The organism is Aeromonas eucrenophila (genome assembly GCF_000819865.1).
GTDB lineage: Bacteria > Pseudomonadota > Gammaproteobacteria > Enterobacterales > Aeromonadaceae > Aeromonas > Aeromonas eucrenophila.
Map to the genome: position 1 here is coordinate 1 of NZ_CDDF01000020.1, position 668 is coordinate 668.

Below are 668 nucleotides of genomic sequence, written 5' to 3' on the forward strand. Positions count from 1 at the left end.
GCTGAAACTTTCTGGCAAGCGGAAAATTGCAAAAAGATGGCTTCTGTCGACTGTTCGTTCGCAAAGCCACCGATCCGTATATTAAACGAACTGAATCAACCTGCTTTAGGCACAGAAATAGCGAAATCCTGCAGGTTGTCATAGATGGCATCGGCCAGTGCTATACCTGCATCGGTCACCGGCTTGCCGGTACGCACCATCACCTTGTGACCCACCTTGGCATTGAGAGCCGCTTTCAGATCGGAGGGTTTGTCGCCCACCATATAGGAGCGTCTCATGTCGATACCCAGCTCCTGCTGTGCCAGCAGCAGCATACCAGGGGCCGGTTTGCGGCAATCGCAAGGCGCGCCGTGATCCGGATGGTGAGGACAGAAGTAAATGCCGTCGAGATCTATATCCCGATCCGCCAGCGACCAGTCCATCCACTCGGTCAGGTTCATGAAGTCATCTTCACTGAAGTAACCACGGGCGATCCCCGACTGATTGGTAACCACCACCAAGAGGTAGCCTTTCTGCTTCAGCTGTTGCATGGCTTCGATCACGCCAGGCAAGAAATGAAAGTCGTCTACCTGGCTGACATAGCCGGTATCTTCGTTGATGACACCATCACGATCCAGAAAAATGGCGGGCTTGCTCACGGGGACTACCTCTATCAATGTTTCGCAAAG

General features: G+C 53.0%; 1 protein-coding gene. It reads right to left on the reverse strand.

The window, feature by feature from the left end:
• Nucleotides 1-95: 95 nt before the first annotated feature.
• On the reverse strand, nt 96-638 hold the full coding sequence (gmhB, locus tag BN1124_RS20400; protein ID WP_042645024.1) for a D-glycero-beta-D-manno-heptose 1,7-bisphosphate 7-phosphatase: 543 nt from the start codon (nt 636-638) through the stop codon (nt 96-98).
• Nucleotides 639-668: the final 30 nt, after the last annotated feature.